14 protein-coding genes are annotated in these 21,555 nt (G+C 33.3%); 2 read left to right on the forward strand and 12 right to left on the reverse strand.

Annotated elements, in window-relative coordinates; genetic code table 11:
• Positions 1–77 precede the first annotated feature (77 nt).
• From J2S15_RS17290 to J2S15_RS17320, 7 genes are all read right to left on the reverse strand, one after another.
• Positions 78–1,934 (reverse strand): LPXTG cell wall anchor domain-containing protein, encoded by a 1,857-nt coding sequence (locus tag J2S15_RS17290; RefSeq protein WP_307410670.1) that lies wholly within the window; start codon positions 1,932–1,934, stop codon positions 78–80.
• Positions 1,935–1,958: 24 nt separating this feature from the next.
• Complete coding sequence (locus J2S15_RS17295) at positions 1,959–4,484, reverse strand: hypothetical protein (RefSeq protein ID WP_307410673.1); 2,526 nt, start codon at positions 4,482–4,484, stop codon at positions 1,959–1,961.
• A 591-nt stretch (positions 4,485–5,075) separates the two neighbouring features.
• Positions 5,076–6,686, reverse strand: a complete 1,611-nt coding sequence (locus J2S15_RS17300; protein WP_307410677.1) for an LPXTG cell wall anchor domain-containing protein — start codon at positions 6,684–6,686, stop codon at positions 5,076–5,078.
• A gap of 13 nt (positions 6,687–6,699) precedes the next feature.
• Complete coding sequence (locus J2S15_RS17305; protein WP_307410680.1) at positions 6,700–9,318, reverse strand: hypothetical protein; 2,619 nt, start codon at positions 9,316–9,318, stop codon at positions 6,700–6,702.
• Between the two features lie 384 nt (positions 9,319–9,702).
• On the reverse strand, positions 9,703–10,293 hold the full coding sequence (locus J2S15_RS17310) for a recombinase family protein (RefSeq protein ID WP_307410683.1): 591 nt from the start codon (positions 10,291–10,293) through the stop codon (positions 9,703–9,705).
• A gap of 134 nt (positions 10,294–10,427) precedes the next feature.
• Positions 10,428–11,111, reverse strand: coding sequence for a fructose-6-phosphate aldolase (locus J2S15_RS17315; RefSeq protein WP_307410686.1), 684 nt, complete (start codon positions 11,109–11,111; stop codon positions 10,428–10,430).
• A gap of 8 nt (positions 11,112–11,119) precedes the next feature.
• Positions 11,120–13,525, reverse strand: a complete 2,406-nt coding sequence (locus tag J2S15_RS17320; RefSeq protein WP_442319973.1) for a glycyl radical protein — start codon at positions 13,523–13,525, stop codon at positions 11,120–11,122.
• Between the two features lie 158 nt (positions 13,526–13,683).
• Here J2S15_RS17320 and J2S15_RS17325 point away from each other — a divergent pair, with 158 nt between their 5' ends.
• Both J2S15_RS17325 and J2S15_RS17330 read left to right on the forward strand, forming a co-directional pair.
• Positions 13,684–14,571: a glycyl-radical enzyme activating protein gene (locus J2S15_RS17325; RefSeq protein ID WP_307410690.1), complete on the forward strand. Its 888-nt coding sequence runs from the start codon at positions 13,684–13,686 to the stop codon at positions 14,569–14,571.
• Positions 14,572–14,580: 9 nt separating this feature from the next.
• Positions 14,581–15,321, forward strand: a complete 741-nt coding sequence (locus tag J2S15_RS17330; protein ID WP_307410693.1) for a DeoR/GlpR family DNA-binding transcription regulator — start codon at positions 14,581–14,583, stop codon at positions 15,319–15,321.
• A gap of 47 nt (positions 15,322–15,368) precedes the next feature.
• Here the strand turns inward: J2S15_RS17330 and J2S15_RS17335 are convergent, their stop codons facing one another.
• The 5 genes from J2S15_RS17335 to J2S15_RS17355 form a co-directional block, all read right to left on the reverse strand.
• Positions 15,369–15,824, reverse strand: coding sequence for an RDD family protein (locus tag J2S15_RS17335; RefSeq protein WP_307410696.1), 456 nt, complete (start codon positions 15,822–15,824; stop codon positions 15,369–15,371).
• A gap of 15 nt (positions 15,825–15,839) precedes the next feature.
• Positions 15,840–17,024, reverse strand: a complete 1,185-nt coding sequence (locus tag J2S15_RS17340) for an iron-containing alcohol dehydrogenase (protein WP_307410697.1) — start codon at positions 17,022–17,024, stop codon at positions 15,840–15,842.
• Between the two features lie 10 nt (positions 17,025–17,034).
• Positions 17,035–19,074 (reverse strand): glucose PTS transporter subunit IIA, encoded by a 2,040-nt coding sequence (locus J2S15_RS17345; protein ID WP_307410700.1) that lies wholly within the window; start codon positions 19,072–19,074, stop codon positions 17,035–17,037.
• Between the two features lie 175 nt (positions 19,075–19,249).
• On the reverse strand, positions 19,250–20,434 hold the full coding sequence (locus J2S15_RS17350) for an iron-containing alcohol dehydrogenase (protein WP_307410703.1): 1,185 nt from the start codon (positions 20,432–20,434) through the stop codon (positions 19,250–19,252).
• 199 nt (positions 20,435–20,633) lie between these two features.
• Complete coding sequence (locus tag J2S15_RS17355) at positions 20,634–21,371, reverse strand: DeoR/GlpR family DNA-binding transcription regulator (RefSeq protein WP_307410706.1); 738 nt, start codon at positions 21,369–21,371, stop codon at positions 20,634–20,636.
• Between the last annotated feature and the right edge of the window lie 184 nt (positions 21,372–21,555).

Genomic DNA, 21,555 nt, shown 5'->3' on the forward strand with positions numbered 1-21,555 from the left:
AACGTCTTTAGTTCACCATGTGTTGAAGGGCGGGAACAACTTGTCTTTATGCTCTTTATGCACAATGTATTCTTTTCCTATTCTGCTTTCTTTCTTCTTACTACACCGAAGATTCCTAACGAAGAAACTCCTAGCATCATCATTAATAATCCCATGTTTGTATTATCACCTGTTTTCACATCAGCAGCTGTTGATGGTTTTACATCTGTTCCTGTTGTTTTATCAGGTGCTTTACTTGGGTTCGTTGGATTACCTGGTATAGTTGGGTTTGTAGGATTTGTGGGTGTAGTAATCTCATCTTTTGCTGTTACTACCACTTTTGCAGTTGCAACTTTTGAACCATCTGTCACAGAAGTAGCTTCTACTGTAATAACCGTTCCTACTTTTTCATCTTCACCAACCGTTAATGTTGCACTACCACTAAGTAATTTAGCTTTCGTGTTTGTTTCAATTTTAGTATCTTTTGATGTAGCACCTGTAATACTCCATTCTACTCCACCATTCTTTTTATCATTTCCTACTAATGCTGTGAAATCTTGTGTACTTCCTTGTTTCACTTCTGCATTCATTGGATCAATTGTAATTGTGATTTCTGGTGCTTCTACTACCATCACATCTGCACTAGCACTCTTACTTGGATCTTTTACTGATGTAGCAATTACTTTTAAGTCTGTAGCTGTTTCATCTTCTGAAACCGTTAATTTCCCATCTATTAGTGTTGTTTTATCAGACTTGTTTCCTTCTAACTTCCACGTAACACCATCGTTAGTCAAATCATTTGTAACTGTTGCTTTGAAGTCTTGAGCGCTTCCTTTTTCTACTGTTGCACTCGTTGGATTCACTACCACTGAGATTTCCACTAATGACACTTTTGCAGTTGCTGTTACTTTCTTTTCTTCAGTAGCATTGTTTTCAGCTGTCGCAGTTACTGTCAATTCACTAGCTATTTCGTCTTTATCAATTGTTAATTCTCCTGTATTTACATCAATTATAGTTCCTGCATGTTTTGCACCTGTTAATGAATATTTAATTACTGTCCCTGCTTCAGTAGTTACTGCTTTGGCTGTAAAGTTTACTGTATGACCTTCATTCTTAAATAGCTTTTTAGATGTTGGATTAATCGTTAATGATAATCCTGGTTTTTTTGTCACAGCAACTGTTGCTGTTACTTTCTTGCTTGGATCTTTAACAGAAGCAGCTGTAACAATTAAACTTGTTGCACTCTCACCTTCCGCAATTGTTAGTTTTCCATTTCCATCAATTGTAGAACCTGCAGTACTGTTTACTGACCATGTAATTCCTTTTGCTGGTGTATCATCATTTGTAACCGTAGCCGCAAATGTCCCACTTTGACCCTTCATAATTGAAGTAGGATTTCCTGGATTCATTGCGATACTTACAGGTGGATTATATTTTACTGTTGCATCTGTTACTGAAACTTCTGTTGCCAGACGATCATTTACATCCTTCCCAGAAACTTCATATTGTAATCCTAGTCCTACATCATATTCTTCAAATAAAGCTTCTACTCCAGCCTCTACTTCAGTTGTATTTTTTAATACATCTTTAAAGTTCAAAGTAATTGTAAGGGTTTGTTTTTTTACTGATGGATAATCTAAACGAATATCCATTACTCCTGGCACTACTTCATTTCTAATGATGACAAAATCAGTATTATTAATACTATCTAATGTCATTAATGCCGGATCCCATTTTAATGTTAATTTACATGTACTAAAATAATCCAAAGTTGGATCAAGCTCAAATTTGTAAGTAACTGAAGCATTTCCACCTCTTTGAGTTACTTCTGCATCACTACCCGTTACCACGACTACTTCATCATCTGCACTTATAGTAGTTGAGAAGTTTGCTATTCCTAAAAGCATTCCCAACACTAAGAACAAACTCATTACTCTTCTTATCATTTTCTTCATTTTTCGTTCCTCTTTATCCTTTTCTTAATTACTTGGTGAAGTGATCCCATCACTCATATTAAATATAATTGCCGGATCACCTGTCGTCACTCTTCCATCACCATTCATATCTGCTAATAGCAGAGTGAATTTATCTTCTACACCTAAGTCTTCAATATTTCCACTATCTGTATAGTTGAATATTCTAGCTGCATCTCCCGTTGACAAGCGACCATTTCTATCCATATCTCCAGGAATCACTACATAAATATCCGCCGTAGCTCCTTCATATGTAGCAGTTAATTTTACAACTCCTGATTGCTTTGCTTTCACTATATTACTACCATCATCAATTGAGACTAAGTTTAATGTCGATCTAAAACCTCCATCATTCTCTACATCCCATGTAACTTTTGATAGTTGATCTGATGTTAATTCTGTTCCATCTATTGTTAGCTTTAATTTATATTGACTTGGATATCCTGTTGGATATAAACCAGATGTTTCTCCAGTATCTCCTGTTCTAAGAATCACTACAATTCCATCATCAGTTTTATAGTCATCTACTATTTTCAGTTCTTTTGGACTTGGATCTGTTTCATCTAATACAATTTCTTTTTTATTTGCTTCATTAAGATTTGCAAATAACGTTGGACCTTGGTAGTAGAACTTCATCAACTCGCTTTCACTAAACTCTGTTCCATCTAATTTAGTTGCAAGTAGTCTGCCAATCTTATTTTCAACATCACTCTTTGATTCATCAATTTCTTTAATATCTACTTCCTCCACATTTACATGTGCTTTAGAGCCTAGTGTTTCTTTCACACTTACTTGAAAATACTGATAGGTGTATCCTGGTCCACTTTGGTTAGTAAATGCATAGGTATCCAAGAAAATACCATTATCATTTTTATCTACACCAATTTGTGTATTTCCAGATATGATTAATTGGTTATCAACTGTCCAAGCAGCATTTCCATCATTTGCAATTGCTCCTCCCATAGAGTCTGCTGTGTTCTTAGTAAATGTCACATCTTTCAGCTCGACAATCATGTCATTACCGATTGCTAATCCACCACCAGTACCATAGAATCTTGGGTCATTTAAAGTTTCACTGAATGATGCTTCATTACCTTCAACTAAAACATTTTCCATATAGAGTTTAAAATCTACAATTGGCAAGTCGGTTGTATTTCCACGTGCAAGAATTGCACCACCACTTACAGATGTGTTTTCTTTAAATATAACTGGATTTTCAGATGTCCCAATAATTGTAGTTCCTGCTTGTGCAACTGCTTCAACTGCTCCACCACAGATATCTGAATTATTTCCTATAAACGCTCCTCCTGTGATTGTTAATCCATTTGGACTCATCATATTATTTGACATTATCTGTATAGCTCCACCAGTTCTAGCTGTATTATTTGAATATATACCACCAGTGATTTTTATATCTGTTCCTTGCGAAGGGAAAAATGTACTAGCTGTTGATACTCCCCCTCCGTTTTCTTTGGCACTATTTTGATTTATAATAACAGATCCACCTATTGTTATATCCGTGTAACCATATGCAACACCTCCACCATTTCTAGTTGCTGTATTTGACTCAATCAATCCTCCTGTTATTTCAGCAGTCATTAAGTTATAATTTTCAAACACCCAACTTGGTGAATAATTATTTATTTGGACAATATGAATTCCGCCACCATCATTACCTGATGTATTATTGGTAATGGTACCTCCACTCATTTTAAGTGAAGTATATGTGGTATCTCTCCATCCATAAACAACAATACCTCCACCATTAACTGTTGCAGTATTATTGTCAATTGTTCCTCCTGTTATTACTGTTTCACCTCCAGCAAAGATCCCTCCACCAGAACCAGTTGTTTCATTATATGAAATGACTCCACCATTCACATATAACCCAGCTCCATTAATAGTAGCGATACCTCCACCACTATAACTTCCTACAGGGTTTGCTCCCTGGCTATAAGTTTTTCCATAGTTATTTGTTACTAAACCATCATTTACTGTTACTGATGCATTTATTCCATTCGCAAATATTCCTGCTCCTGATGTATAGTTCATATAGTTTGTTTCCGTATTTAAAACATTTAATGCATTGTTTTTTAATACAGTTCCTGTACCCATTACATATTTTCCTTTGGTAAATACTAAAGAACCCATAATATCAGTTCTAGTATCTCTCTCACCATCTAGAATAATATTCTCCGTTTTTAGTACAGCTGTTTCTTCTACAGCGAATATATGATTCGTATATCCTGCATCTCTAGTTAATGTTGCTGCATCATCAAAAGAAGCACTCACTACGATATCTTTATTTGCAGGTATTATAATCATCTGCGTTACAGCAATTGGTGTATCAATCTGAATATGCTTTTCTACACCATCCTCTGCATTATTTATTTCCTCTATTAGTTTTGCTTCGCTACTTACTGTCACATCTACATTACTTGCATATATTTGTGTATAGCCAGCAGGTATAATTGATACCATAACAGCAAATATACATATAAAACTAAATACTACTTTATTTATTTTCTTCAATCTTTTTCCCTCCTCTTGCTGGTGCAAGAATAAATAATTATCATTCATTTTACGATGAACATTATTTTTATACTTTTCATATAATCCAACACAAAAAGTTAAGATGCCCTCCTTTCTCTTAATCATCATTTCTTCTATATTCTTTTTTAATGAAATTTCTTTAGAATTCCATGTGGGTAATAAATCAGACTTTTTTTCATAGTCATGTTAAAATATGAGCACATGGAAATAACCCTTTAAATAAAGGGTTTCACTTTTTACACCATGTATAAAAACAGGCGGGAAACAAAGTCTACTTTTTTTCCCGTTTTGTCATTTTAGACTTCTTATTATCAGAATTATTCATTCGATAATTTATCCATCAAAATACATAAAAAGAAGCAACTGAACTGTATTGTTCTACTTGCTTCTTTTCTTGCTATTACCCTAATATTTGAAATATTATTTTTTCATATTAGAGTATTTTTATGTGCATAAAGATTGTCGTTTATAGTTGAGGGCGAGTCACTATAAATCTTTCACGTTCACCATGTGTTGAAGGGCGGGAACAACTGTCTTTATGCTCTTTATGCACATTATCTTTTCTTCTTATTACTCTGCTTTCTTTCTTCTTGCTACACTATAGAGTCCTAACACCGACACTCCAAGCATCATTATTAATAATCCAGTATTCGTATTATCTCCTGTTTTCACATCAATAGACGGAGATGTTTTTACGTCCGTTCCTTGTGTTGTACCTCCTGGTGCTACACTTGGATTTGATGGATTTGTAGGTGTAGTAACCTCATCTTTTGCTGTTACTACAACTGTTGCTGTCGCTACTTTTGCTCCATCTGTTACTGATTTTGCTTCTACTGTAATTACTGTTCCTACTTTTTCATCTTCACCAACACTTAGTGTTGCAGTATCGCTTAATACTCTTGCTTTTGTATTGGTTTCTATTTTTGTATCTTTTGATGTAGCACCTGTAATACTCCATTCTACTCCACTATTTTTCTTATCGTTTCCTACTACTGCTGTGAAATCTTGTGTACTTCCTTGTTTCACTTCTGCATTCATCGGATCAATTGTGATTGTAATTTCAGGTGCTTCTACCACCTTAAGATTGACTGTTGCACTTTTGCTAGAATCTTTCACTGATGTAGCTGTTACTATTAAATCAGTTGCTGTTACCTTCTTCTCTTCAGTAGCATTATTTTCTGCTGTTGCAGTTACAGTTAATTCACTAGCTGTTTCATCTTTATCAATAGTTAGTTCTCCAGTATTTACATCAATTGTAGTTCCTGCATGATTTGCACCTGCTAGTGAATATTTAATTACAGTACCTGCTTCAGTTGTTACTGCTTTGGCTGTAAAGTTTACTGTATGTGCTTCATTCTTAAATAACTTTTTAGATGTTGGATTAATTGATAATGATAATCCTGGTTTTTTTGTTACAGCAATAGTTGTTGTTGCTGATTTCTTAGTATCCTTTTGCGAAGTTGCAGTTACTTTCAGACTAGTTGCTGTTTCATTGTCTCCAATTGTTAGTTCACCTGTATCCGGATCAATCGAAGAATCTGTTGCACCAGATAGTGACCATTTTACTCCTGATCCATCATCATTCGTTACTGTTGCTGCAAATGTTCCACTTTGACCTTTCATAATTGAAGTTGGATTACTTGCATTCATTTCTACACTTATTGGAAGATTTAATACTATTTTTGCTTCAATATATTCCACTTCATTTTCTTTCATGGGTCCGGTTTTATCATAAAATTCAACCTCATCATTTCCCATATCAACTAATGTTGCTTTAATTGGAATTTCCGTTACTGAACTGTTGCTTGGAAATGCATTCTTAAAATTAAACGTTACTTCACATAAGGCAAGTGGCATATTTACTTGACCATGATATTCATGTATATCTCCAGTTTTTCCCCAATCTGTCATAACCATATTATTAGCAACAGGGTTTCCATCTAACTCCACTAATGTTGTATCCCATTCAAACACTACTGCTAATCCATTTATTTCATCATCTACATTTGTAAAACTGTAGGTAACTGAAGCATTACTCTCTTTACTTGTAACTGTGGCAACAGTACCTTCAACCTTCCCTCTAATTGATGCAGCAAATACTGTTTTTTGCATAACTCCAGCTACTATTGTTAATAATAATACTAATGATAATATTACTTTTCCTGTTTTCTTTATATTCATTTCATTCTCCTTATTAATTGCTTGGGCTTATTGTTTTTGATACCATTTTTTGAATAATTACTTTATCTGCTGTATTAACACCATTTGCACCGTCTAAGTCTGCTAAAAGCAAAGTAAATTCATCTACTTTTCCTAAATAAGTAATGTCATGATTACGGTCCGCACTATATCGCTGAATATTCATTGCATCAGCTGTGTTTACCCGACCATCACGCGTTACATCACCTGGAATTACAACGTAAATTGATGCAGTATTTCCATTGTAAGTGGCAGTAAGTTTTACAACACCAGATTTTTTGGCAACTACTGTATTTGTACCATCTTCAATGACAGCGTATTCTATCAACTCTGGAAATTCACCAGCCACTTCTACTTCCCATGTTACTTTTGATAATTGTTCATCTGTTATATTATTTCCATCGATTGTTAACTCTAACTCATATTCGCTTGGATATCCTGAAGGATACATTCCTGTATTTTCACCTGTTTCTCCAGTTCTATGGATTACCACAATTCCATCATCATCATGATAATTATCTATAATACTGATTTCACCAATTTCTGACGATCTCCTTCCTAAAATTAATTGTGAAGTGGCATCCTCATTAACATTCACATATAACTCTTCACCTTGATAAAAGAATTTATTAGCTTCTATATCTGTGAAGGTTTCATTTAAATCTAATTTTTCCGCAATTAGTCTTCCTATCAATGAATCAACAGTTGCTGAAACCTCAACATACTCACTACCAATTTCAATTCCAACCATATCCTCTGCACCTTCAATATTAACTCTAGCATTGTCTCCTAAAACACCATCAACTTGAATGTAAGAAATATAATTATCTGTAATAATAGGAGTTCCACTTCTTCTGTCAATTAACAAATGTGTTAACAGATAAATACCATTATCACTTTCATCTACACCTATTTTTGTATCACCTTTGATAATAATTTGATTATGAAGTGGCCATGAATAACCAATTGCCATAACTGCTGCGCCTTCACCAGTAGCTGTATTTTTTGTTATCGTTACATCATCTAGAATCACATCAATAAACCCTTTTAGTGCAATTCCTCCACCATCTCCATATTCATCATAATCTGTATTTGTGCTTGTTACTTTATTATTTCTAACAATTATATCTTTTAAATATGCTTGGCAATAATCAGTTCCAGAATAATTGTCATATGAAGTCTTTCTAAGTGATATCCCACCACCATTGTATTGAGCAGTATTATCTTCAACAATAATTGGATTTTCTTTGGTACCTTCAATTTTTATCTTCATTTCATCACTGGCATAAATACCACCACCACTATAATCTGCAATGTTTCCTTTAAACGTACCACCTGTAATTACTAATCCATTAGGAGCCATCTCTTTATACATTTCAACATAATACAATGCTCCTCCTGAGTTTTTTGCGTAATTATTTGAATACATTCCTCCTGTAATTGCAAAATTCCCATTAGCTCCCCAGAACATGGTACTAATGCTATTATCTTTTACTCCAAGAGCAATACCTCCACCATGAAATGATGCCTTGTTATTATCAACTATTAAAGATCCTCCAAGAGTTGCCGTTGAATAATTAAAATAGAACCCCCCTCCTACATTAGCACTATTATTTTGAACCAGTCCTCCTGTTACTTCTACAGGAAGAATCTGATAATCAGTGTAGTTTTTACTAGTCCAGTGCATATTCGATTCTTTTAGTAAGGCTGTTTGTGATACATATACACCACCACCAAATCCATCGGCTCTTGTTGAATTGTTTGTGACACTTCCTCCACTCATAACAAAGGATGCACTATCTTCTTCAGCCCAACCATAAATTGCGATTCCCCCTCCAGAAGTATCACTATAATTATTATCAATTGTAGTTCCTGAAAGAATGGTTTCTCCACTTGCATGAACTCCACCACCTGCTCCTTCAGATGTATTATAAGAAATTGTTCCACCACTCATCGTCAGTTTTGCACTTTCTCTAGTAGTTATTCCTCCACCACCATAAGTTCCTACATATAAATAAGGATCATCAGTTAATTTATATGATAAACTTTCGTTTTTGGTGATTAGGCCTCCATTTACCTTGATAGAAGCATTTTCTCCTGTAGCATAAACTCCTGCTCCAACTATATAGTTTTGATAGTTCTCATCAGAGTTTATTACAGAAACTTTATTATTTTGTAGTATAGTTCCTTCTTCAACTGTATATTCCCCTTTAACAAACACTAGAGATCCCATTATATCTGTTCGGATATCTTTTTCTCCATCCAATATAATATTATTTGTTTTTAGTTTTGCCCCTTCTTCTACAACTAAAATATGATTTGTATATCCTGCATTTCTTGTTAATGTCGAACTATTATTGTTTTTAGAACTTATTAATATATTTTTATTAATAGGTATTTTTATCATCTTCGTGACTTGTATAGGTGTATCTATTTGAATGTGTTTTTCCACACCATCTACAGCATTATTTATTTCTTCTATTAGTTTTTCTTCTGTACTAACGATTACATCTACATCATTTGCATATACTTGTGTATGACCTGTAGGTATAATTGTTGTTAAAATAGCAAATACACATAAAAAACTAACTGCTAATTTCTTTACTTTATTCAATCTTTTTCCCTCCTCTTATCTTATAAGATTATTTTAATCATTCAGTTTTTTCTACTCTGCACAAAAAATTAAGATGCCCTCCTTTCTCTTAATCATCATTTCTTCTATATTCCTTTTTAATGAAATTTTTTAAAATTCCATGTGGGTAATAAATCAGACTTTTTTTCATAGTCATGTTAAAATATGGGCACATGGAAATAACCCTTTAAATAAAGGGGTTCACTTTTTACACCATGTATAAAAACAGGCGGGATAAAAAGTCTACTTTTTTTCCCAAAGTTAATAACTAATACCCTTTTAATACAGGAGTTTTATATAATTTAAAGTTGATTTAAACAAACAAAAAGAAGCATTTCCATTAGAAATTGCTTCTTTTTGTTTTTTCTAAGCAGTTGCCCACTTTACAAATGTATGATTACTAATATTTAATCTTCGACCTGCTTCTTTACCACTGATCTGTCCATCCTGCCATAATTGTAATACTTCTACAAAAGCATCTGGCTTTTCACACTCAGGCCTTCCAAAACGAACACCTTTCTTTTTAGCTTCCTTGATTCCTTCAGCTTGTCTTTGTTTAATGTTTTCTCTTTCTACCTGAGCTACATAGGACAATACCTGAAGTACTAAATCGGCAATAAACTTACCAGTAATTCCATTGATCTGGTTTCTTGTATCCAGCAGTGGAAAATCAATTACTACAACATCCACATCTTTATCAACAGTTAAGTATTTCCACTGTTGAATAATTTCATCATAATTTCTGCCAAGTCGATCAATTGACTTAATAAATACTACATCACCTGGTCGAAGCTTTCGCATTAAACGCTTATATGCTGGACGGTTAAAATCCTTTCCTGATTTCTTATCTATAAATATATTATTTTTTGGTATCTCAGCTGTTTCCATAGCTGTCATTTGTCTTTCTACATTTTGACCTTTTGTTGATACCCTTACATACCCATAACACTTTTTCATAGTTTGGTTACCTCCTTAAAAAGTATCTGTCATGTAGAATAACACAAGTTTTTTCTTTGGTCACTTATAACACTCTAAGACAAAAACTGCTGAAAAAAATATCGGCAGTTTCCTTATGTATATATTATTTATTATTATTCTATACAAGTAAGCATTGTAGCATTTTCACCACAAAGCTTCTCAAAATCATTCACAAAAACATCCACCGCTGTAGTAATTGTATCACTCTTTATGAATCCTTCAATTACATCAGGTGCAACTGTCGACACTCCTACTCCATACTCACAAAGTTCTAATACCTGATGTGAGTTTTTAAAACTTGCAGCAATTACTTCAGTCTCTAAATTTGCTTTCTTCAACATATCATGAATCTGTTTCGTAACTACTATTCCATTATAACCCAGGTTATCAATTCGATTCACATAAGGTGCTACATACTTTGCACCTGCCTTTCCTGCTAAGTATCCCTGCATCTGATTATAGATTGCAGTTCCTGTTACATTTGCTCCTTCACTTGCCAAATGCTTAATTGCTTTTAACCCTTCTGGAATTACTGGTATTTTAATATATGTATTCTTTCCTAGTATTTCTTGAATCTTATGTCCTTCTTCAATCATACCTTCTGCTTCAGAAGAGATTACCTGAACATGTAATTGTGCTTCTTCACCAATAAATTCTCTTATTTCTTTTAGTAACTTATAAGGATTCTTTCCTTCTTTTAAAAGGATTGTGGGATTACAAGTAACCCCATCAATTGGATAGAACTCATACACTCTTTTTATTTCTTCTATGTTTGCATTATCGATTAATAGTTTCATGGTTTCTCCTAAATTGCTTGTTCGGTTCTTTCAATGATATCATCTTGTGTTGCTTTTGAAAGCACATTGAAGAATGCACTATAACCTGCAACTCTTACAATTAAATCACGATGCTTTTCTGGATTTTTTTGTGCATCTAATAATATTTCTCTAGATACTACATTGTATTGCACATGGAACCCATCAAGACGATTAAAGAATGTACGTAACAACATAATCAATTTCTGTTTGTTTTCATCTTTTGATAATAATGCTGGTGTTACCTTTTGATTTAATAATACTCCACCAGTTATTTCTTTAGTTGGTAGCTTTGATACACTTTTGAATACTGCAGTTGGTCCATTTACATCCATTGCATGTGATGGTGAACAACCTTCCGCAAGCGGTTCACCTGATTTTCTTCCATCCGGAGTTGCTAGTGTTCCTTTTCCTTGTCCAACATTTGCTGATATCGAAGAGGTTCCAGCATAACGCAATCCTCCAATTGGTCCTCTACCATAACGGGTATTTGGGTATTTTACTACTTCATCAATATATACATCATATGCTTTTCTTACTAATTCATCTACATAGTCATCATCGTTTCCATACTTTGGTGCATCATAAATTAGCATATTCTGAATTCGTTTACCTTCATCTCCTTCAAAGTCATCCATGAGTGCTTGCCATAATTCTTTGGTACTGATTTTCTTTTCTTCAAATACTAACTTTTTGATTGCAGCCAATGAGTCTGCAAGATTGGCAATTCCAACTTGTAATCCACTAATGAAGTCATAGATTGCTCCACCTTCTTTGATTGTTTTTCCTCTACCTATACAATCTTCCGTTAATGCAGAACATAATACATCTGGAACATCTTCTTCAAGAACTAAGTCACAAGCATTCTCGATGATGACACTATGCCTAGTGAAATCGCGAATAATAATATCCCAAGCTTTTTCTAAATCTTGATAACTTTTCATATTTCTAAAATGTCCTACTCCTTCACAAACCTTTTTTCCACTTGCTGGATCCACCCCATCATTCATTGCAATTAAAAGTGATTTCGGAAAATTTAGAAAACTCATTCCAGTACAACGATATCCCCACTTACCTGGAACTGCAACCTCTACACATCCAATAGCAGAATAATTATAGGCATCCTTTTCTTTAATCCCTCTGGCAATAAAAGAAGGAATAATAATTTCATCGCTATTAAATGCAGGCATCCCAAAACCTAATTTTACAACTTCCATTGCTTCATTCATAAATCTATCATCTAATCCTTTATGATATCTCACAGTTAAGTTTGGTTGTGGTAGTTTTGTTTGAGCTACTGATTTTAAGATTAAATAAGATAATGGATTAACTGCATCTTTTTTATCACTTGTCTGTCCACCAATTGTGACATTTTGATACAAAGGAGAACCTGCACTAAATTGAGTGTGTGACCAACTTCTGATTTTATTGATTGTAAATGTTTTTAACCATAAATTTGTAAGCAGTTCACAAGCATATTCTTCACTTATCAAGTTATTATCAATATCACTCTTATAATAAGGATACAAATATTGATCCATTCTTCCATATGACAGAGAATGTCCATTTGATTCAATCTGTAGCACTAAATGAACAATCCACATAGATTGAATTGCTTCATAGTAAGATTGTGCTGGCTCATATGGAACCTTATTCATAATTCTAGCTATTTCCAACAATTCTTCTTTTCGTTTTCCTTGTGAAGTTAATGCTAATTCATTAGCCAGATTACTATAACGTTTTGAAAAAAAGCTGATTGCATTAATTACAATTAGGATAGATTGATAAAAATGGTATTTGCTCATATTTTCATAATTTGTAAGATCTAAACGATTCAGTTCTTCAACTGTTCTTCGCTCATATTCCTTTAAACCATACTTCATGATGTCCCCGTATGAAACTGCAATATGAGCATCTCCTGAAGTAATATTTCCTTCTGCTTTTATAATACCTAAATCATAAAATACTCTCGATGCCTCAGGAATATATGCCAGACCTTTATCCTTTACTGTATTATGTTTCCAGTATTCTTCAATACTACGAAGTTCTTCCTTCGTTTCTTCGCGAATTTGAAATATATCACCATCACGTTTATCAAACTTATCTAATTCATCAATTACCCAATCCATAGCATATTCAGGGAAGATTGGTGCAGATCGATTACTGGATGCTTGATTACCTACAATCAAGGTATCCTCTTCGATATAAATGTTCATATTCTCTAAAATATTCTCTAGCATATGCGCTCGTTTCACTACGATTGGTTTGTCAGCATGTTTCTTATAGCTCTCTGTTGTAAGCAATGCACGTTGTGCACACACATAAGGTTGTACTTCTAATAATTCTTCTCGAAAATGATTCATTCTTTGTGTTAATGATCCAAATTTAGTATTCATCATATGCCTCCTTTTTTCCTTTTTCTACATGTTCATTATATCACTCGACTTTCGTATGTCAATATTTTAAGTTTCATTCGTAAGTTTATTTCATTTCATTTGTTGAAATATAATCGAAGGAGTGATACAATACAGTTAGATAAATGAAAGGATGTTTTATGAAATCTTGTATTTTTAATATTCAAAAATTCAGTCTTCATGATGGACCTGGAATTAGAACTGTTGTCTTTTTCAAAGGATGTCCTTTAACTTGCAAGTGGTGTTCCAATCCAGAATCGCAAAAGTTTAGAATACAGGTATTATGTGATCATTCTAAATGTACAAAGTGTCAGACTTGTATCAAAAATAATAAAGCTAATAGCATTGAACTAATCGACAATAAAATTATTATAAAAGCTTATGATCCTAATGAAAACTATGATATGTTGTGCCCTTATAACGCTTTGCAGGTAGAAGGTGAAGAACTTAAAATCGAAACTATCATGAAAGAAATAATGAAAGATAAAGATTTCTATGATGAATCTTCTGGTGGAGTTACTTTGTCAGGAGGAGAAGTTCTATCTCAAGCTCCATTTGCAATTGAGCTAATGAAAGCATTAAAAAAAGAACATATTCATGTTGCTGCAGAAACGACTGGTTATGCAACCCATGAGGTATTTAATGAGTTTATAAAGAATGTGGATTTACTACTTTATGATATGAAACATTATGATACAATAAAACATAAGGAAGCTTGTGGGGTTTCAAATGAAACTATAATTGAAAATATGCGATTTGCAGTTTCTAATCATATAGATGTTATTGCTCGTATTCCAGTGATCCCTAACTATAACGATTCACTAGAAGATGCAGTGCAGTTTAGTCGCTTACTTAAAGATATAGGTATCAAAAAAATAAACTTACTTCCTTTTCATCAGTTTGGATTAAATAAATATGAACTTCTTGGATTGGAATATGCAATGAAAGATGTACCTCAACTATATCCAGAAGATTTAGAAGACTATAAACAAGTAATGATAAATGAAGGTTTGGATTGTTATTTCTAGGAGGATATCATGAATAAACGACAACTAGATATTTTAGAAGTATTAAGTAAAGAAAAGAAAATCGATGTAAATGAACTATCTAAACTCTGTAACGTATCGGCAGTTACAATACGTAAAGACTTAGATGTATTAGAGAGCAGTGGGTTATTAAAACGAGAACATGGATTTGCGATGGTAAACAATGAAGATAATATTAACTATCGTCTGGCATTTGGTTATCAGGAAAAATATCAGATTGCTTTAAAAGCACTGGAATTTGTAGAACCCAATGAAACGGTAATTATTGAATCTGGTTCTTCTTGCACCCTATTAGCTTTAGAGATTGCCAAACGAAATCAAAACAATACGATTATTACAAACTCTACTTTTATTGCTCGTTATCTGAAAGATTATCCTCTAACAAAAATTATTGTATTAGGTGGAGAGTATCAATCCTCTTCAGAAGCAATTGTTGGACCACTGATTAAAGAGTCTATCCGCAATTTTAATGGCAGTAAACTCTTTATTGGAACTGATGGTATTGATGAGAAGTATGGCTTCACTGGATCTGATTATGATCGTTGTGAGGCAGTTAAGATAATGAGAGAACATACAGATCAATTATTTGTATTATCTCAAAGTTATAAAATGCATAAACATGGTAGTTACTCTTTATTTAAATTAGAAGATGCTGATTATCTGATTACTGATGACAAGTTGTCAGAAGAAGATAAAGCATTACTGGATAAACATGATATTATTGTGAAATAGAAAAGCAACAAGTAGAAACTAAATAGTTTCTTGCTTGTTGCTTTTTATTAGTCACTTATTACATATGTATGTAATAACAAATCATGTGGTAAACGTAATTTATCAATACTTTTATTTTTAGTTATATAAAACAAAGTATAAATTACAGATATGAAAACAAGAATAATACTCATTACAAACTTCAATACAAATTCTCTCAGCACTGTTTTTATAACCGGTAGCTTTCCTTCATCACTCGTTACCTTTATTTTAAAGATAATCTTTCCAATTGTTTTCCCTTCGTATTTAGAAGGAATATAACAGAAGAGAATGAACACAGTAATCATAAAGCAAAGCATTTGAAATGATCCTAGAGGGTCTGCTGGATTTACAGTGAAAAACATAGTCGCTGTAAATAAGAAGGTTCCCAATAAAATTATATTAATAATGAAATCTACTCCATATGCTAATAGTCTACTTTTGAGTGAAGCATCCATAATTTTTCGTCTGTTTTTTGTTTTCATAATTACCTCTTCATATTATTCATATGTTTCATTAAGTGCATATATATATACTTGCTTTATTTCTTCTGCTGTTACTGTTCTTAAGTTATTTTTATTACAACTATTATTGGCTGCATCTTCATAGATATCTTCAATTTCTGTTTCATCTTTCATGTAATCACTTAACTTTACAAAATCAATATCGTTAAGTAATGAGCGAACTGCAGAAACCGACTGATCCGCTGCCTCCATATCTGATAAATTGGAAGTATCTATTCCAAATGCATTAGCGATATTAGCAAATCGTTTTGGGTTACATACTTTGTTGTAATCCATAATTGATGGAAGTAACAATCCAACAGATTCTCCATGCGTCATCGTTTTATATTTCTTTTGTAATGCTCCAGCTAAACCATGAGCACATCCTGCATCCAGATCTAATGCAAATCCTGCTAACATAGCTGCCCATTGCATATTAGTTTTTGCTTCCATATCTACATCGCCTGCAAATACGGCTCTTCTTAAATTTGCTGCTACTAACTCAATTGCTTTTAATGCAATTGACTCATGTAATGGAGCATATGTATATACAGTATTTTTCCCTGTATATACTTCTATTGCATGACATAGTGCATCAATCCCAGTATCTTTTACAATTCGCTTTGGAAGTGTCATCAAAAACTCTGGATTTAGAAAGACTGCATCTGGATAGAAAATGGATTCCTGCAGATCAGATTTTCGTTTCTTCTCTGTATTTGTAATAACTGCATGTGGGCTTACTTCAGCACCTGTTCCTATTGTTGTTGGAATTAATACAAGAGGCTCACGTCCATTCACAAAGAATTTACGATTAGGATTACTTCGTCCATAGTCCATAATAAATCCTTCATGACGAACAATTGCACTAATTCCTTTTGATGCATCAAGAGAACTACCCCCTCCAATACCAATAATTCCATCACAATCATTATCCTTGTATATCTGTGCACCTTTCATAACTTCCAGATCTTTTGGGTCTGGAGTTATTTCATTAAAGATGCATGTTTCTTTTAATGGATGAATAATTTCTTTGAACCATGTAGTTTCACTAACATGATTATCTGTTACTATCATTGGCTTCTTTATATTTAATTGATTCAATACCTCAGCTAGTTGTATAGTTGAACCAGCGCCTGAGATAATTGAAGTCTTTCCTAAATGACTTGTTAGAATTTTTTCCATAGAACCTCCACTATTTAATATCTACGTCTATACTTTGACCTCGTTGTACTGTTCCTATTGGTTTAATATTAATTGATTTACCTTGCATATTCGTAATCACAATTGGGACAATCGTGTCTTTTGCATTTTTCTTAATAAAATCAAGATTCATCTTTGCAAGGTTATCTCCTACTTCAACAATGTCCCCTTCTTTTACTAAAACATCAAATCCTTCACCATTTAACTCTACAGTATCTAATCCCATATGAACGATAATTTCTTTACCTAAATCACTGGTGATTCCGATTGCATGTTTTGTAGGAAAAATTGTAATAATTTTACCATTTACTGGTGATACTACTAGCCCTTCATTAGGCTCAATAGCAAATCCTTCACCCATCATTTTTTGCGAGAACACAGAATCGTTTACTTTATCTAAAGTTACTAAGTTTCCTGATAATGGTGCAACAAATGGTTCTTTTTGAAGAAGTAATTGTTCATTCTTTTCAACATCTACCAACTCTATTTCTTCCTCGACTACCATTTCTCCACTCATTACTTTTTTCATATTACCAACAATCTTTTCACTTGCTGGTCCAAAGATAACTTGTACTCCATTTTCTCCAGGTTCTACAACACCTTGTGCACCAAGTGCTTTAAATTTGTCTTTTTGAACAATACTACGGTCCTTAAGTGTGACTCTAACTCTTGTGAAACAATTTTCTAACGTAATAATATTTTCTTTTCCACCAAAATATTCGAGCATTTTTACAGCCATATTTGAACCTGAGATTGCTTTTTGATTAACCTCTTCAATTGCTTCATCTTCACGCCCAGGTGTTTTAATATTAAATTTTCTAATAAAGAAACGGAACAAGAAATATTGTGCTGCGAAGAATGCAGCTCCAACTGGAATTAATAACAAGAAATTATTAGCTTGTGGAATAATTCCATACAATACATAATCGATAATATTACCTGCTAATCCTGTTCCCAAACGGATTTGTAGTAAGTCAGTTACTGCATATCCTAAACCAACCATTACTGAGTTTACAAACCATAGGAATGGTGAAATCAATAAATAAGCAAATTCAATTGGTTCTGAAACTCCTGTAAACGCTACAGTAATAGCAGCCCCAAGCATAATTCCTTTTACATATTTCTTTCTAGCTGGTTTTGCTTCATGGTAGATTGCAAGTGCTACTGCACAACACATGATTGAATTCACATAACTACCTGTCATAAATCCACCAACCGTAATTGGTACTCCATCAGCCATTTGAGCAAAGAAGATACTACTTTCTCCTGTTACAACTGCACCTGCTGCTGTTGTATAAGAACCCATTTGGAAATAAAAGAATGGATAGATTAAATGTTGTAATCCAAACGCTTGTACTAAACGCATTACAAACCCATACATAAATACTGCCAAGAAACGATATGGTGTATTAATTAACCAATCTGTAAAGGCATCAAATACACCTTGAATTGGTGGCCAAATTAAAATCATTAATAGTCCTAAGATAATTGCAACTAATGTTGAAATAATTGGTATAAATCTTTCTCCTTGGAAGAATGAAAGTGCTTGTGGGAATTGTATTTCATGAAACTTCTTATATAATAGATAAACAACAATCCCAACTACTAATCCACCAAATACTCCTGTTTGTAATGTATTAATTCCTAATACGGTTGCATAGGCATTTGATGATGCTAATACTTCAGCATCGATTCCTAATACAATTTCTATTGTTTTATGCATTGTAAGGAAAGCTAGTACTGCAGAAAATGCTGCCATACCCTTCTTTCCAGATAAATTCATTGCAATCCCTACTGCAAAGAATAGTCCTAAGTTTCCTAGGATTAAGTTTCCTATTGAATTGATCAAGACTGCAAAATGTTGTACTACATCATTCCCTAAAAATGGTAATGCTGAAATCATTGCTGTTTGTTGTAGCGCAGACCCAATCCCTAATAAGAATCCTGCAATTGGTAATACAGCAATAACTGGCATAATAGCTGGCCCGACTTTTTGGAAAGCCTTGCTTATTGTATTCATAACCTTCTTCATGTTAATTCTCCTTATCTTGATTTAAACTTGATTAGTCATTTGCTATATCAGATACAGATACCTTAATTGTCAATCAAGCCAACTCAACGATCAATTTATCTGTGGCTTGTATCAAAATATACCAAATGACTAAACTATATTTCAATCAGTTATAAACTGATTAAAATTCTCTATACTATTTCCATGCTCTTTTATATAGTAAACGTGCTGCTTCTAAATCAATAATTCTTGCATTTAATTGACAGCACTTATCATACTGAGCATCTTGTGCTAACATTTCTAAATCTTCTTCTTTTTCTACATAATCCTTCAATATCGGAAAGTTCATTGATGTTAATAATTCTCTAACTGCTATTACAGCTTCAAAAGCAGCCTCTTTCAATGTTAATCCTTCTATATTACATCCCATTGCAACTGCAATATTTCGATATCGCTCTGGGCATGCATCTAAGCTATATTCCATTACATATGGAAGCATTATTCCTACACTGGTTCCATGTGGTACATGGAAATGTGCACCAAGTGGAGTTCCAAGTCCATGTCCTCCACCACTACCAGCTTGGGTAATTAAACCTGCTAGTGTGCTTCCTAACATTACATTCTTTCTTGCTTCAACATTCATTCCACATGTATATGCTTTCTTTAAATCTTTAGCAATATATTCTACTGCTTTAATTGCTAGTGTGTCTGAGAAAACAGTGGAACCTGCTGCAGTGATCACTCGATTTGATGTATATGCTTCAATAGCATGAGCAAGCGCATCAATCCCTGTCGCCGCAGTGATACTTGCTGGTAATCCTATTGTCATTAATGGATCTAAGAACACTACCTTGCTTGTTAATCGCTCATCACCTATCGTTGCTTTACGCTGTTCTTCTTCTGAAGTGATAACAGCATATTGGGTAACTTCACTTCCTGTACCACTTGTTGTTGGAATAGAGAATAATGGTTTTCCATCATTTTGAAATTTCTTACCACCTTTTGCTGAATTATCATAATCCAGAATAGAACCTTCATTGGTAGACATAATGTTAATTGCCTTTGCAGCATCCATTACACTACCCCCACCAACTGCAATTACACTATCGCAGTTTTCATTTACTAATAATTCTGTTCCTTGTTTCACTACCGCTGATGGTGGATCACTTGGAATATCATTATAGATGACATAATCAATATTTGCTTTCTTAATTGATTTCACAATCTCCTCTAATAACCCACATGCCTCAATTCCTTTATCAGTAACCACCAGTGGCTTATGACATTTTTTTACCAATAATTCATTTCCTAATTCACTGCAGGAGTTATTTCCTATTACAATTTTAACTCCTCCTATACTTATCATATTTGTTGTTTTCATCATATTACCTCATCATAATTCGCTTAAAATCAAATTACATCACTTACAATCAAATAATAATCATTTTTAATCATATTGTCAACACTTTTAGAGTTTTTTTGATTAAAACTAATCATTTAATGATTTTTTGTGATTTTTTGCACAAATTATAGTAATAAAAAAGCATCACCCTTTATTATCATGGATAATGCTATCTTCACTAAATCTTAATTATATTTCCTAGATGATTGAACTCTTCTGGACAATCATCAGTAATAATGGTTGCAGCATCTAAATTTCCAAAGGTATAGAATGCCTGTATTCCAAATTTTTTACTGTCTGCCAGAACAAAGTTTTGTTTACTTTGTGTGAGTAACTGTTTCTTAAGTTCACCTTCTGCAGTACCATAAGTAGTAAAACCACTGTCAGCATCAATGCCATAAGTTCCAATAAATATTTTATTAAAATTCATAGCTTTTACTTTTTCAATAGTTTCTTCACCAATGATGGAACCACTTTCAAAATCAATATTTCCATTTATTACATATGTTTCAATCTTCTTCTTTAATAATTTAGGTAACAACATCACAGAGTTTGTAACTACCACTATATTTTTAGCTGTAACATAATCAATTAAGAAAAACGTTGTTGATGAAGTATCTATATAGATATAATCTCCATCATTTATCATTGCAGCTGCGCGTTGACAGATTTTTTGTTTAATATCTTGGCGTTCACTCAATCGCTTATCAATTGAAAAAGCACTAACATACGTTTTCTGAATAGGTTTGGCCCCTCCACGAAAACGAGATAATAATCCTTCTTCCTCCATCGATTTAAGATCACGACGTATAGTTGCAGGTGATGAATTCGTTTTTTCTACCAATTCCTCTACAGTGACATAATCTCTTCCTGCTATTAATTCGCATATTTTATTCCAACGATCAACAATATTCATAAGTTTACTCCTCACGCTATCTTCAAATTAATGATACAACCGTAATTCTTCAAAGTCAATCATTAATAATCATAATTGATTATTATAAACTGAATTTTCACGATTATTAATATCGTATTTTTCTATAGTTTATATCAATGTATAAATAAGCAAGTTTAATCGATTAAAATCATAACAAATCACA

Source organism: Breznakia pachnodae, from assembly GCF_030814225.1.
GTDB lineage: Bacteria > Bacillota_I > Bacilli_A > Erysipelotrichales > Erysipelotrichaceae > Breznakia > Breznakia pachnodae.

Coding starts and splice junctions, on each gene's coding strand:
- J2S15_RS17320 (WP_442319973.1), bottom strand. CDS start 13,525: ATGAATACTAAATTTGGATCATTAACACAAAGAATGAATCATTTTCGA.
- J2S15_RS17350 (WP_307410703.1), bottom strand. CDS start 20,434: ATGAAAACAACAAATATGATAAGTATAGGAGGAGTTAAAATTGTAATA.
- J2S15_RS17300 (WP_307410677.1), bottom strand. CDS start 6,686: ATGAATATAAAGAAAACAGGAAAAGTAATATTATCATTAGTATTATTA.
- J2S15_RS17330 (WP_307410693.1), top strand. CDS start 14,581: ATGAATAAACGACAACTAGATATTTTAGAAGTATTAAGTAAAGAAAAG.
- J2S15_RS17355 (WP_307410706.1), bottom strand. CDS start 21,371: ATGAATATTGTTGATCGTTGGAATAAAATATGCGAATTAATAGCAGGA.
- J2S15_RS17315 (WP_307410686.1), bottom strand. CDS start 11,111: ATGAAACTATTAATCGATAATGCAAACATAGAAGAAATAAAAAGAGTG.
- J2S15_RS17335 (WP_307410696.1), bottom strand. CDS start 15,824: ATGAAAACAAAAAACAGACGAAAAATTATGGATGCTTCACTCAAAAGT.
- J2S15_RS17340 (WP_307410697.1), bottom strand. CDS start 17,024: ATGGAAAAAATTCTAACAAGTCATTTAGGAAAGACTTCAATTATCTCA.
- J2S15_RS17290 (WP_307410670.1), bottom strand. CDS start 1,934: ATGAAGAAAATGATAAGAAGAGTAATGAGTTTGTTCTTAGTGTTGGGA.
- J2S15_RS17345 (WP_307410700.1), bottom strand. CDS start 19,074: ATGAAGAAGGTTATGAATACAATAAGCAAGGCTTTCCAAAAAGTCGGG.
- J2S15_RS17325 (WP_307410690.1), top strand. CDS start 13,684: ATGAAATCTTGTATTTTTAATATTCAAAAATTCAGTCTTCATGATGGA.
- J2S15_RS17310 (WP_307410683.1), bottom strand. CDS start 10,293: ATGAAAAAGTGTTATGGGTATGTAAGGGTATCAACAAAAGGTCAAAAT.